Below are 13,237 nucleotides of genomic sequence, written 5' to 3'. Positions count from 1 at the left end.
ATTGCGGTCAATGATTAAATTGATTATCCGTCTTTTTGTCGCTGTTAGTTGCTATCCTTGGTCGTTCCGTATCCTTTCACAATACCTCTTGGAGAGTTCTGGATAAACTGAAGAATTTCGTCTCTTTCAGCAGTCGGAAGCATTTCTTTTTCAATAAATGCCAAAGCCTGGGAAACGTTCATCTTCATCTGGAAGATGGCTCTGTAGATTTTCTGAATTTCAAAGATTTTCTCATTGGAGAATCCTCTTCTTCTTAATCCTACAGAATTGATTCCTGCATAAGAAATCGGGTCTCTTGCTACTTTTACGTAAGGTGGAATATCTTTTCTGATCAAAGATCCTCCGGAGATCATGGTGTGTTTTCCGATCTTTCCAAACTGCTGTACTGCAGATAATCCTCCCATTACGGTAAAATCACCTATTTCTACGTGTCCTGCAATACCACAACCGTTGGCGATGATGACATTGTCACCAATGATACAGTCATGGGCAATGTGAGAAGTTGCCATAATAAGGCAGTTGCTGCCGACTCTGGTAAATCCTAACGCTTTGGTTCCTCTGTTGACGGTGACACATTCTCTTAAAGTAGTACTGTCTCCAATAATGGTCTGTGTATCTTCACCATCAAATTTCAGATCCTGAGGGATCGCAGAGATTACAGTTCCCGGAAAAATTTTACAATCCTTTCCTATTCTTGCTCCATCCATGATGGTAACATTTGGTCCGATCCAGGTTCCTTCTCCTATTTCCACGTCCCCTGCTATTGTAGTAAAAGGTTCTACAATAACATTTTTGCTGATTTTTGCGCGTTTATCTACGGCGGCTAATTGATGAATCATTTAATCAACTTTATTTTTTGCAACTTGAGCCATTAATTCTGCTTCTACAACCACGGTACCTCCTACATATCCATATCCCTGCATATGTACGATACCTCTTCGGATGGGCTCTATCAATTCAATCTTGAAAATAATAGTATCACCAGGAACTACTTTTTTCTTGAATTTCACTTTATCGATTTTGATAAAATAAGTAGAATAATTTTCCGGATCCGGAACGCTTGCCAATACAAGGATACCTCCCGTCTGCGCCAAAGCTTCTACCTGAAGAACTCCAGGCATTACAGGCTCTTTAGGGAAATGTCCTACAAAAAAAGGCTCGTTCATCGTTACATTTTTCAGACCTACCACATGAGAATCTGAAAGTTCAAGAATTTTATCGATCAATAAGAACGGAGGTCTGTGCGGCATAAGACGCATAATTCCGTTGATATCAAATACAGGTTCTTTGGTAAGGTCAAAATCAGGCACGTTTTTCTTTTTCTGAAGTTTCCACTGACGGTTTAGTTTTTTTGCAAACTGGGTATTCACAAAGTGTCCCGGTTTGTTTGCAATGACTTTACCTTTTATTTTTACACCAGCTAAAGCAAGGTCACCAATTACATCAAGTAATTTATGTCTCGCCGCTTCGTTCGGGTAGTTTAATGTAAGATTGTCTAAAATACCGTTCGGTCTGATAGAAACATTGTCTTTTCCGAAGGCTTTTTTCAATTTCTCTGTAGTTTCAGGAGTGAGATCCTTATCTACATAGACAATCGCATTAGAGATATCTCCTCCTCTGATCAGTCCGTGATCCAGCAACATTTCAAGCTCATGTAAAAAGCTGAATGTTCTTGCAGAAGAAATTTCGTCTTTAAATTCTGAAATATTTTTAAGCGTGGCATTCTGGGTTCCCAATACTTTAGTTCCAAAATCTACCATGGTAGTCACTTCATAAGTATCAGAAGGGATAATCGTGATTTCTGATCCAGATGCAGGGTCTGCATAGCTCAAAACTTCTTTGATCACCAGGTATTCTCTGGCTATGTTCTGCTCTACAATACCTACACTTTCAATAGCCTCAACAAAGAATTTTGAAGATCCATCTAAAATTGGAGGTTCTGAAGCATCCATTTCCAGAATAGCGTTATCTACATCACATCCCACCAAAGCAGCCAAAAGGTGCTCACAAGTTGTGATTTTTACGCCCAGCTTTTCTAATGTTGTTCCTCTTTCTGTTGCAACTACATAATTAACATCAGCTTCTACCTGAGGATGTCCCTCTAGATCTGTTCTTACGAACACAAAACCTGTATTTTCTTTAGCAGGTTTAATGGTAAGTTTTACTTCTTTACCAGTATGAAGGCCAATTCCAGAAAGCGTTACTTCTTCCTGGAGTGTTTTTTGCATATCACTCATTAGTTTTATCTTTTGAGGTATCCTCAAGATTATTTATTCTTCGTACAATTTCAGTAAAATTTCTGAAATGAACATAGTTTCTAAGATAGTCATTGTAGCTGATCGCCGGAGATCCGTACAGCGTTTCTTTATCATTAACGCTTGAATTCACTCCACTCTGAGCCTGAATTTTAACCTGGTTGCCAATTTTGATATGGCCTACCACTCCTACCTGTCCTCCGATCTGGTTCCAGTCTCCGATGGTTGTAGATCCCGCTATTCCGGCCTGCGCTGCAATAACGTTGTTCTGTCCGATCTTCACATTATGAGCGATCTGGATGAGGTTATCGATCTTCGTTCCTTTTCCGATGATGGTGGATCCAATGGTAGCTCTGTCGATGCTACAGTTTGAACCGATCTCTACGTCATCTTCAATGATCACATTACCCAATTGAGGAATCTTTTTGAATCCCTCTGCGGTAGGTTGAAAACCGAATCCGTCGCCACCCACAACCGTGTTGGAATGGATCACACAGTTGTCCCCGATAATACAGTAGTCATAGATTCTGGCACCACTGTCAATTTTACAGTTTTTACCAATCTTTACTCCTTTACCGATATACACATGCGGATAAATCTGCGCACCTTCTCCGATCTTGGCTTTCTCCGAAACATAAGTAAATGCCCCGATGTAAGCTTTGTCACCAATCACAGCAGTTTCATGAATAGAGGAACCGGTTTCGATTCCTTCTTTTCTTCCCTGCATTTCCTGGTACAGATTCATTAAGATCTGGAAAGAAAGGTATGCATCCTTTACAACAATTAAGGTAGGATTATAATTAACTTTATCTATAAGTTTTTCCGAAACAATAATAACGGAGCATTTTGAGGTATCTAAAAAATGCGAAAATCGATCTTGTGCTATAAAAGAAAGATGCCCTGATTCACCATTCTCAATTGGTGAAACCCCAGTAATAACCGTACTTTCGTCGCCTATTATTTGTCCGTCAATAAAACTTGCAATTTGCGAAGCTGTAAATTCCATATTCTGCAAAGATAAGAAATTCTATAATTCGCAAACATTTTTTGATTTTAGGAACGTGAATTTTAATATTATTTAAGAAATTATGTTGGAAATATCCCTTGGAAAAGTGAGAATATATCTGGCCGTCTTATGAACCATAAGCCCCGACAACAGCTGGTCCTGGGACTCTTCCAGCCTTATCTTTTTGCCATCTTTCTGTAGAAGGTAAATTGGCTGCTTTTCGGTGTCATATGGCAGTAATTTTCTTTTAATCTCATGCACAAGCTCCTTTCCATTATCAATTCCGAAAAATTCATTGGTTTTTTTTATTTTTTCTTCAATAAATTCCGGAGCAAAAGGACGTGTAGAAATAACCGTTTTGGGAAGATTTCGCTGAATCACGCATTGACACCAATAAGAAAGGATAAAGTCATCAGAATTCTGCCAGGATTTCATGGCATGAATTATATCATTATCATCAAGCTGGTTAAACCGATAAATATCCTCATCGGTGGCAGAACTTTTTGCACGGTGAAGAAAATACTTCAAATTTTCGCCTGCAGGCAGATCCATGCCTTGGGAAACCAGATATTTTGCTCTCTTTAGGATCTCAACCAAAAGAAACTCAGCCAGTGCAGACGTTTTATGATAATACACCTGCCAATACATAAACATTCTTGCCGTCAGGAAATTTTCAATAGAATAAACGCCTTTTGCATCGATGACCAATTCACCTTCGCCACAAACATTCATCATGGAAATAATTCTCTGTGTATTAATATTTCCTTCCGAAACACCCGTAAAAAAGCTGTCCCGGTTCAAATAATCAAGTCGGTCTACATCAAGTTGTGAAGAAATAAGCTGATTGAAAAATTTTCTGTGGTATTTCCCCTGAAACATTTCGATCGCTACGGAAAGCTGGCCGTCAAATTCTTCATTTAATTTATTCATCAGCAACAGCGAAAGTTTTTCGTGATGCCAGTCATCCATCAGCATATTTTCCAGAGCGTGGGAAAACGGTCCATGACCGATATCGTGCATCAGAATCGCAAGCATGGCACCTTTTTCTTCCTCTTCAGAGATCTTAATCCCTTTTTGACGCAGAGTTTCCAATGCAGTAAACATCAGGTGCATCGCTCCCAGCGCATGATGAAATCTGGTATGCGTAGCTCCCGGGAAGATGAGATTCAGAAGTCCGGTCTGTCCTATCCTTCGCAGTCTTTGAAAGTAAGGATGCTCGATAACGTCAAATAAAATTTCGTGTGGGATTCTGATGAAACCATGAACGGGGTCGTTGATGATCTTTAGCTTGTTCTGCATTGAAAGGTAGATATTAGTAAACAAAGTTAGGGATTTTAAATTTTAGCCTTATTTAATTTTCATTCATAATCATCTTAAAACTAACCGGAATCAAAAAAAATCCGGAATAAGTCCGGTCATCTCATTAAATTTAAGTATATTAATTTTTAAATTATTCCTTCCATAAATTAATCAACGTAAATAATTACTTATCATCCAACACGCAAAACTATGAGTGACAAAAAATTTAATATTGCTATTCTTATTGATGGTGATAATGCTCAGGCCAAATTGTTAAAAGAAACCATTGAAGAGGTTTCAAAATATGGCAAAGCTACGATCAGGAGGATTTATGGAGACTGGACTTCCCAAAGTATGAATTCCTGGAAAGATCTTGTCAATCTCTATTCGATCAATCCAATTCAAAAATTTTCATATACCAGCGGGAAAAATTCAACGGATGGAGCCATGATTATTGATGCTATGGATATTTTGCATGGGAAAAGTGTTGAAGGTTTCTGTATCGTGTCCAGTGACAGCGACTATACCGGCCTGGCCAAGAGGATCCGTGAGGAAGGACTTTTCGTCATGGGTATCGGAGAGAAAAAAACGCCTGAAGCTTTTGTGAAATCCTGCGATATATTTACTTATACTGAAAATATTACCCCTAAAATAAAAAAGGAATCAAAAACTGAAAACCACAAGATCAAAGAAAACAAAACTGAAGATCCGGTAAAAAAAGAAGCTGTTATATCTAAAATCCCTGACTTTCAAAGCTTTTTATCCAGAAAAGATGAGGAAACGATTTCAAAAGCATTTGAAATATCTGCCAATGAAAATGACATGGCTTTTATTTCGACACTCGGTACCAATATCAGAAAGATCGATCCCAGTTTTGACTCAAGAACGTATGGATATTCCACATTATCAAAGTTATTTGATGACCTGCCTCACTTTGAAGTGGTAAGAAATGAGACGAACCATCCTTTAGTGAAAAAAAAATAGTTTTTATCGGCAATTCTCATTAGAATTGAGATTAAAGTCCATGAGACCATTTCTGTTTAAAAATATAAAATGTCACTTCATAAGCTTTTACCATATTTTATGAAGCTTAGGTAGGTTAAGCTTTGCGTGATATTGGTTTTACATTTACCTTTGATCGCTTTAATAAACTAGTATTCCTTCATGAAAAGCTTATTCATTTTCATCATATCATTTTTAAGTATCCCCTTTTTTGCACAATCTTTATCTGAGACCCAAAAGCTGGAGTCGCTCTGTAAGGTCTGGGGATTTTTAAAATATTACCATCCTCGTGTGGCTAATGGAGATTTTGAATGGGACCAAGAGCTTTTAAAGAAAATAGATGAAGTTGACCATATCCGGGACAAAGATCAGTTGAATGAACTGTATTTTAACTGGATCAATAATCTTGGGAAAGTTGATGAATGTAAAAAATGTTCGAAAGAGGATAAAGAGAAAGTTTATTTTTTAAGAAATTTTGATCTGAACTGGATGAATGATCAACATCTGTTCACTGAAAAAGTAAGCCGCCAGCTTTCGTTTATTCAAAACAACAGAAATCTTGGAAGCAATCATTATGTAGGAAACGGTGGAAAAAAGGTCTATTTCAAAAATGAAAATTCATACGGTTCAAAATTCACCTCTAAACAGATCAGTCTTTTGGAACTTTTCAGATATTGGAATCTGGTAGAATATTTTTTTCCATATAAATATCTGACCGATCAGAACTGGAATGATGTTTTAACGGAAATGATCCCGAAATTTCTCTCCATCACCAATGATGAAAATTATCATCTGACTCTTGCTGAGCTGGTGACAAAAGTGGATGACTCCCACGCATTTTTATATTCTCCATTGATCAACGCCAATCTGTATGGGAGAAGAAAAGCTCCCGTAGAATATATGTATGCAGAAGGAAAACTGGTGGTAACGAAGATTCTCACCAATAAACTGAACGAAGAAACTCCTTTGAAAAAAGGCGATGTCATTTATGATGTCAATGGCCGGACGATCTCACAAATGGTGAACAGTTTAGGAAAATATGTTCCAGCTTCCAATTCCTGGGGAAAAATTATAAAAGTGAAAAGTCTTTTCCTTTTCAGCAATAATGATTCTATTATGGTTAAAATTGAGCGGGACGGACAGAAACTTAGTCTATCAACCAAAACCTATCTTCTCAAAGACATCGTCTGGGAAAAGCCATCAGCGATACAAAAATGGAAGTTTCTGGATGCGGACCAAAAGACGGGATACGTGAATATGGGAATCATTGAAAAGAGTGATCTGGATGATATGTACCGGGAATTGAAATCGGCGAAGTCTATCATTTTCGATCTCAGAAATTATCCCAAGCAGACCATTTTTCCTTTAAGCAGGATGATTCTGCCGGAAAAGTCAATTTATTATCAATTTAATTTCCCGGAGACCGATTATTTGAGTAAATTTTATAGCGCAAAAAACACCATCGGCAGAAAGAACCCGGATTACTATAAGGGGAATGTCGTGGTTTTGGCTGACGAGAATACACAAAGCCAGGCAGAGACCACAACGATGATGTTTAAACAGCATCCGAAAGCCAAAGTGATAGGAAGCAATACTTCGGGAGCAAATGGTGACATCATCAGGTTTAAGATTGCGGACCTGGATACCTGCTTTACAGGACTGGGTGCTTATTATCCTGACGGAAGAGAAACCCAGAGGATAGGAATCATTCCTGATATTGTGGTAAAACCTACCGTAAAGGGCATATTAGAAGGAAAAGATGAAGTTCTGGAAAGAGCTTTAGACTATATAAAGACCGGTTTTTAAATAGATTAAATAGAAGTAATGATTCGCAGGATTTTCATTTAACTAATATTTAACTATTATTCTCTCTAATTTGTGAGAATTTAAAAGGAATTGGTCAACATTTTGATACAATAACCATGTAAAAAATTAAATTATGTCGGAAAAGATATTATGGATAGATGATGAAATAGATTTACTCAAACCCCATATCGTATTTTTAGAAAAAAAAGGTTACCATGTAACCCCTGTTAATAACGTGAACGAAGCCTTAGAGCTTATGGATTCGGAAAAGTTCGCCTTAACGCTTATCGATGAAAATATGCCCGGCATTTCGGGATTGGAAGCCATCCCAATGATCAAAGAGAAAGACAACTCTTTAAAGATTGTCATGGTGACAAAAAGTGAGGAGGAACATATTATGGAAGAAGCCATCGGATCTCAGATCGCTGACTACATTCTTAAGCCTGTAAATCCTAACCAGATTTTATTATCATTAAAAAAGAATCTGCAGGAGGACAATCTTGTGGAGCAAAAAACAATTCTTCAGTACCAACAGGAATTCAGAAACCTGTCTATGGAACTTTCTTATCTGAGAACCTATCAGGAATGGGCAGAATATTACAAGAAAATCCTAAGCTGGGAAATCAAGTTTGATAAAGTAGCGGACAATGAATTTGCAGATTTGTTGCAGTCCCAGAAAGAGGAAGCTAATATTCAGTTCGCTAAATTCATTGAAAAAAATTATGAAGGCTGGCTTACGGATTCCGACAAACCGATGATGAGCCACACGCTTTTCAAAGAAAAAATTAAAACTGAAGTAGAAAAAGAAAAAGTTCTTCTTCTGATGGTAGATAACTTACGTTACGACCAGTGGAAAGTGATCGAACCTTTATTCACAAAGTACTATAATAAAGTTTCGGAAGATTATTATTACAGTATTCTTCCTACGGCGACACAGTATGCAAGAAACTCTTTCTTTGCAGGCCTTATGCCGTCCGAGATCGAGAAACGTTTCCCGGACAAGTGGTTCAATGATAATGAAGAAGGAAATAAAAATGAATTTGAGCGTGACTTCCTGGAAGATCAGATGAAGAGAATCGGTCTGGGATCTAAGTCAATGAAGTATCTTAAAGTTCTGAATGCAGATTTCGAACGTAAGATTTATGATGATTTCAACCAGCACAAGAACAACGATCTATTGGTCATTGTTTACAACTTTATCGATATCCTTTCACATGCTAAGACGGATAATCATATTGTAGATCAGCTGATCCGTGATGATAAAACGTTCAGATCTCTTACCTATAACTGGTTTGAAAATTCATCGATTTTAAAAATCATTAAGTTAGCAGCAGAAAGCGGCTACAAACTGGTGATCACCACAGACCACGGAACAGTGTATGTGAAAAGACCGAGTAAAGTAGTCGGTGACCGTGAAACATCCACGAATATCCGTTATAAAACAGGGAAAAGCTTAACCTACGATGACAGCGATGTGTGGGCAATCACCAATCCTGAAAAGTTATTCCTGCCAAAAGGAAATTTAAGTTCAAAATATATTTTTGCGAAAAATAATATTTTCCTGGCTTATCCTAAGAATTATAATCATTTTGTAAATTATTATAAAGAAACCTACCAGCATGGTGGAATCTCATTGGAGGAATGTATTATTCCTATCAGCGTTTTAGAACCCAAGTAGTTTTTTTCATAGTTTATTTAAAATTTTGGGTTTAAGGCGGCAAAAATCATTCGATTTTTGCCGCTTCTTTTTTACATGCTCTTTTAATAATCTTAAAGAGTTCCTATCTTAGCAAAAAACAATGTTTATTATTTCGCTGACCTACAAAACATCCCTGGAGAACGTAGAACGTTTCATTCCTGAACATAACGATTTTTTAGACCAACACTACACCGCCGGAAACTTTATCGCTTCCGGAAGGAAAGAACCCAGAACCGGGGGAATTATTCTTGCCAATGCCGTTTCTAAGAATGAAGTGGAGGAAATCATCAGGAAAGATCCCTTTTATATTCATCAGGTAGCGGAATATGAAATCATTGAATTTATTCCGTCAAAATACAACGAACACTTTAAATTTTTTATAAAAAACTCATGAAGTTAATCACCTATAATGTCAACGGAATCAGGGCTGCTTTTACGAAAGATTTTCTGGGGTGGCTGAAGACTGCTGATCCGGACATCGTCTGCATTCAGGAAAGCAAAGCGGGAAATGATCAGATCGACATCGAAAGCCTTGAAAAAATCGGTTATCACAGTTATTGGCACTCTGCTGTAAGAAAAGGCTACAGTGGCGTCGGAATTGCGTCTAAAATCAAACCTAATCATGTTGAATACGGATGTGGTATAGAAAGCTATGATAATGAAGGCAGGATCATCCGTGCGGATTTTGACGGATACTCTGTGATTTCAGTCTATGTACCTTCCGCCAGTAATATTGAAAGGCTGGAATTCAAAATGCAATTCTGCCACGATTTCCTGACTTATATAAAGGAGCTACGCAAAACGATCCCTAACCTTATTATTTCCGGAGATTTCAATATTTGTCACCAGGCGATTGATATTCATGATCCGATCCGTTTAAAGAACGTTTCCGGCTTCCTGCCAATGGAAAGAGAATGGATGACCAGCTTTATCGAAGAATGTGAGCTGATCGACAGTTTCCGATTTTTCAATAGTGAACCGGATAATTATACCTGGTGGAGCTACAGACAAAACTCAAGAGCGAAGAACAAAGGCTGGAGATTGGATTACAATTTTGCGACCTATACACTTAAAGATAAACTTTCAAGAGCGGTTATATTAAAGGAAGCTGTACATTCCGACCACTGTCCTGCTCTATTGGAATTCAATGTCTAGAAAAGACGATAAAAGTAAAAAGCCAGCTGAATCAGCTGGCTTTTTTAAATTTAAATCATAAATTTAGTCGACAATTTCATATTCAACCGGAATCGTACCATGACTGATATCTCCGATTTCATCGAACGCGGCTTTAGAAATATCTAATGCTCTTGATGCATGGAAAGGTCCTCTATCATTAATCTTCACTATCACCTGTTTTCCATTGTTCAGATTGGTAACTCTAATATTAGTTCCAAACGGAAGCGTTCTGTTTGCAGCGGTGAACTTTGAATTACTAAAGATCTCTCCGCTTGCTGTTTTTCTACCATTAAACTTATCGTGGTAGTACGATGCATAACTTGTTTTCTTCGCATCTAAGGTATTACCTGTAAAAGAATAAACACCTAAGGTTGAAATCATCATTATGATTACGAGAATGAATCTTTTCATCATCTTGAATTTTATTGGTTTTGACGGAGCAAAAGTATAAGGAATGTTGTAAAGTCCCTACTCCATATGTTAAAAACCGTTAACGAAAACAAAATAATATGTTAACAAAGCCTGTAAGTTCCTATTAACAGGGGTTTTAGACTACACTGTTAAAAAACGTTAAAAAAACAGGTCAAAAGTTAACATAATTAACTTATTAACGAAAAAATCCAAAATTCAAAAACACTAAATAACTGACAATCAATATTTTAAATAAATTACGAAAATTCAATAAAATCACTTCTATCATTTTAAAATCTAAAAGTTTTAAGAACTTTAATGTGCAGAACCACTTGATAGAAGTCTTTTAAGCCTATATATTACAATCAGCAGGATTTATTTTAACAATGATTTTTAATAGTCAAAAGAATGAGTCTTCAAAAATCACTCATTTAAATCAACATTTTCTGATCTTCATTTTTAATGTTCTCTTTTATTATTATCAAATTGGATACCAAATCAATTTAATAATTAACTGTAAATTATTATTTTATATAAAATACCGAACGTATCAACTGCAAAAGTTAAAGCGAAAACAGTGTTCCTGCCATTTATTCTAAAGCGTTTAATTCTTATACCTTATATATATGATAGAAGGCCATTAATCCGAATACTTGAATGAAGTTTAGCCATTTGCATGATTAGGATCAATCTCAAAACTTGGGGAGTAAAATAAATGCAATCAAACCTATAATAGTCTGTTTAAAATTGATCTTAATTTCTTAACCTCTTAGTTTAAACATTAAGGATTTAAGCAGCAAGATTATTGTTATGAATGAAGAAATCAATAAATTAATTTTTTTAAGTTCTTTAAGCACCATCTTTTAAAATCTTAATGCCTAATGTTTAAAAAAGGTTGCTCCCGAAGTTTTGAAATTGCTCCCATGGTTATTCAAATTAGATACTGAATTCATCGCACCTCAAAATCAATGAACATCTGCACTACTCATTAAAACAAAAAAACCAATGATTGCTCATTGGTTTTATATTTTATACAGTTTATAAGAATAATAAACCTTATTTTAAGTATTCTATTACATAGTCATATGTTCCTGAAGGATATACAACTGACATACTTGGAGAACCAGTAATTGCATTTCCTGCACTGGTAGCCACAGTATAAGAATATAAGCTTCTGTCATAGACAGTGTTTGTACCCGCTCTATAAATAGTAATTCCATATAGTGCAGTCATTCCGGTAGGAGAAGGAATATCAACAGCTGTAGAACTTCCTGTAGCTGTAAACTGTCCTTTGATTGCATACACCTGAGCGTTATTCACCAATGAATTTGTTGCTACTTCAGCACTGCTGAAATTCACTTTCGGGTTTCCACCTAATGGTAACCATTGACCGGTTGCAGCAGTTGTTGGAGAACCAGGATTGGAAAAATAATAGAAACCTGGAGTTACTGCCTGGTTTCCGATACCAGATCCTGTAGCAGGCGTATTTCCTGAAGCTGTATTATAAACGATAATACCATCAAATCTGTTTGGGTTATTTGATGCTAAAAAAGAACCACTGTTAGTTAGAACTAAGCTTCTCAAATCAGCTCTAGGGAAAAGAAAACCTTTACCAACGTTTGTTGCTGCAGGGCTTGCCCCATTCCACAAAGTAGAACTTGAAGCATCGAAGAAAGCTGTACTTAAGTTAATTGACGAGTTCCCAAGGGTCTGATTTCCCTTTACCTGTGCTGAAACTTTTGTTCCCAGCAAAGTCGCAATAATACACGGGATTAAAAAATATGTATTTTTCATTTTAATGTTTTTGATAATTAGTTAGAACCTGTATTATACCAATCAGTACCATCTGTTATAAATTGATAACCACCAAAAGGGTTTACGTTGGGTACGTTATTTCCTTTATACGTTCCTCCGGCTGTTTGAATTGCAGCAGCAGATGCTCCTGTTACTTCAAATACAGTAAAGACTTTTCCTACCATTGCAGCAGTTGGTGCAGGTAAAGTAATAGCAGTTGTAACGCCACCACCTGTCAGTCTTACAAAGTTATTGGCATCAGAAGCTAAAATAGCTACGTTTGCTGAAGGATCATTTCTAAAAGTTGGTACAGGGGTAACTGCTCCTCCTCCTAAAGTTTTCCATACATTGTCTACTGTACCGTCATAATAGTAAAAACCAGGTGCCGTTACATTGATAGTTTTAGGAGTGGTAGCTCCATCTACTGCTGTAACAAATACTAGTGAACCATTCTGAGCAGCTACATAAGCAGTATTCTTAGCTGCCAGCTGATCTTCTGTCATACGAGGGACTAATAAGGCATCAGGTCTGGTGTTGTCTGTAGTATTAGCTACCACGTCTAACGTAGCGGAAGGTGTAGTCGTGTTAATCCCTACACGTCCCTGCTGAGCCTTGGAAACTGCCGAAAGGCCAACGAGCATTGTCGCTGTTAATAAAAATTTTTTCATAAGTTTTTAAAGATTTAAATTACATTATTTTCCATCAATATTTCCAAAATGGAAGATGCATCTCAACTTGTGCTCATCATTCAAGCTGTTTGTGTTTCAGCTTTTTTAAATAGGCAACTGC

Annotated in this window: 12 protein-coding genes; 5 read left to right on the top strand and 7 right to left on the bottom strand. The window is 36.9% G+C overall.

Annotated features, from left to right (window positions below; translation table 11 throughout):
* Window positions 1–44: 44 nt before the first annotated feature.
* From lpxA to BUA72_RS03695, 4 genes are all read right to left on the bottom strand, one after another.
* On the bottom strand, window positions 45–839 hold the full coding sequence (gene lpxA, locus BUA72_RS03710) for an acyl-ACP--UDP-N-acetylglucosamine O-acyltransferase (protein ID WP_034729169.1): 795 nt from the start codon (window positions 837–839) through the stop codon (window positions 45–47).
* Entirely contained in the window at window positions 840–2,237 is a 1,398-nt protein-coding gene (locus BUA72_RS03705; RefSeq protein ID WP_047449743.1) for a bifunctional UDP-3-O-[3-hydroxymyristoyl] N-acetylglucosamine deacetylase/3-hydroxyacyl-ACP dehydratase, read from the bottom strand.
* Entirely contained in the window at window positions 2,230–3,261 is a 1,032-nt protein-coding gene (gene lpxD / locus BUA72_RS03700; protein WP_034729171.1) for a UDP-3-O-(3-hydroxymyristoyl)glucosamine N-acyltransferase, read from the bottom strand. The genes BUA72_RS03705 and lpxD overlap by 8 nt, the downstream gene beginning before the upstream one ends.
* A 72-nt stretch (window positions 3,262–3,333) precedes the next feature.
* Window positions 3,334–4,560 carry an HD domain-containing protein gene (locus tag BUA72_RS03695; RefSeq protein WP_072921840.1) on the bottom strand — a complete coding sequence of 409 codons (1,227 nt, stop codon included), beginning with the start codon at window positions 4,558–4,560 and terminating at the stop codon, window positions 3,334–3,336.
* A gap of 210 nt (window positions 4,561–4,770) precedes the next feature.
* Between BUA72_RS03695 and BUA72_RS03690 the strand changes: the two genes are divergently transcribed.
* The 5 genes from BUA72_RS03690 to BUA72_RS03670 all read left to right on the top strand — a co-directional run bounded on the left by BUA72_RS03690 (window position 4,771) and on the right by BUA72_RS03670 (window position 10,222).
* Window positions 4,771–5,544, top strand: coding sequence for an NYN domain-containing protein (locus BUA72_RS03690; protein WP_072921839.1), 774 nt, complete (start codon window positions 4,771–4,773; stop codon window positions 5,542–5,544).
* 180 nt (window positions 5,545–5,724) lie between these two features.
* Window positions 5,725–7,368 carry a S41 family peptidase gene (locus BUA72_RS03685; protein ID WP_072921838.1) on the top strand — a complete coding sequence of 548 codons (1,644 nt, stop codon included), beginning with the start codon at window positions 5,725–5,727 and terminating at the stop codon, window positions 7,366–7,368.
* Window positions 7,369–7,501: 133 nt separating this feature from the next.
* On the top strand, window positions 7,502–9,046 hold the full coding sequence (locus BUA72_RS03680) for a T9SS response regulator signal transducer PorX (RefSeq protein WP_034729179.1): 1,545 nt from the start codon (window positions 7,502–7,504) through the stop codon (window positions 9,044–9,046).
* 121 nt (window positions 9,047–9,167) lie between these two features.
* Window positions 9,168–9,461 carry a YciI family protein gene (locus tag BUA72_RS03675; RefSeq protein WP_072921837.1) on the top strand — a complete coding sequence of 98 codons (294 nt, stop codon included), beginning with the start codon at window positions 9,168–9,170 and terminating at the stop codon, window positions 9,459–9,461.
* Window positions 9,458–10,222: an exodeoxyribonuclease III gene (locus tag BUA72_RS03670; RefSeq protein ID WP_047449760.1), complete on the top strand. Its 765-nt coding sequence runs from the start codon at window positions 9,458–9,460 to the stop codon at window positions 10,220–10,222. Before BUA72_RS03675 ends, BUA72_RS03670 begins: the two co-directional genes overlap by 4 nt.
* 63 nt (window positions 10,223–10,285) lie before the next feature.
* Here the strand turns inward: BUA72_RS03670 and BUA72_RS03665 are convergent, their stop codons facing one another.
* From BUA72_RS03665 to BUA72_RS03655, 3 genes are all read right to left on the bottom strand, one after another.
* Entirely contained in the window at window positions 10,286–10,657 is a 372-nt protein-coding gene (locus BUA72_RS03665) for a septal ring lytic transglycosylase RlpA family protein (protein WP_034729183.1), read from the bottom strand.
* A 1,053-nt stretch (window positions 10,658–11,710) separates the two neighbouring features.
* Entirely contained in the window at window positions 11,711–12,448 is a 738-nt protein-coding gene (locus BUA72_RS03660) for a hypothetical protein (RefSeq protein ID WP_072921836.1), read from the bottom strand.
* 17 nt (window positions 12,449–12,465) lie between these two features.
* Window positions 12,466–13,116, bottom strand: a complete 651-nt coding sequence (locus tag BUA72_RS03655; RefSeq protein WP_139259497.1) for a hypothetical protein — start codon at window positions 13,114–13,116, stop codon at window positions 12,466–12,468.
* Window positions 13,117–13,237: the final 121 nt, after the last annotated feature.

This window comes from Chryseobacterium sp. OV279, assembly GCF_900128945.1.
In the GTDB taxonomy this organism is placed as follows: Bacteria; Bacteroidota; Bacteroidia; order Flavobacteriales; family Weeksellaceae; genus Chryseobacterium.
This window is presented reverse-complemented; position numbering and strand designations above follow the sequence as displayed.

Coding starts and splice junctions, on each gene's coding strand:
- lpxA (WP_034729169.1), bottom strand. CDS start 839: ATGATTCATCAATTAGCCGCCGTAGATAAACGCGCAAAAATCAGCAAA.
- BUA72_RS03705 (WP_047449743.1), bottom strand. CDS start 2,237: ATGAGTGATATGCAAAAAACACTCCAGGAAGAAGTAACGCTTTCTGGA.
- lpxD (WP_034729171.1), bottom strand. CDS start 3,261: ATGGAATTTACAGCTTCGCAAATTGCAAGTTTTATTGACGGACAAATA.
- BUA72_RS03695 (WP_072921840.1), bottom strand. CDS start 4,560: ATGCAGAACAAGCTAAAGATCATCAACGACCCCGTTCATGGTTTCATC.
- BUA72_RS03690 (WP_072921839.1), top strand. CDS start 4,771: ATGAGTGACAAAAAATTTAATATTGCTATTCTTATTGATGGTGATAAT.
- BUA72_RS03685 (WP_072921838.1), top strand. CDS start 5,725: ATGAAAAGCTTATTCATTTTCATCATATCATTTTTAAGTATCCCCTTT.
- BUA72_RS03680 (WP_034729179.1), top strand. CDS start 7,502: ATGTCGGAAAAGATATTATGGATAGATGATGAAATAGATTTACTCAAA.
- BUA72_RS03675 (WP_072921837.1), top strand. CDS start 9,168: ATGTTTATTATTTCGCTGACCTACAAAACATCCCTGGAGAACGTAGAA.
- BUA72_RS03670 (WP_047449760.1), top strand. CDS start 9,458: ATGAAGTTAATCACCTATAATGTCAACGGAATCAGGGCTGCTTTTACG.
- BUA72_RS03665 (WP_034729183.1), bottom strand. CDS start 10,657: ATGATGAAAAGATTCATTCTCGTAATCATAATGATGATTTCAACCTTA.
- BUA72_RS03660 (WP_072921836.1), bottom strand. CDS start 12,448: ATGAAAAATACATATTTTTTAATCCCGTGTATTATTGCGACTTTGCTG.
- BUA72_RS03655 (WP_139259497.1), bottom strand. CDS start 13,116: ATGAAAAAATTTTTATTAACAGCGACAATGCTCGTTGGCCTTTCGGCA.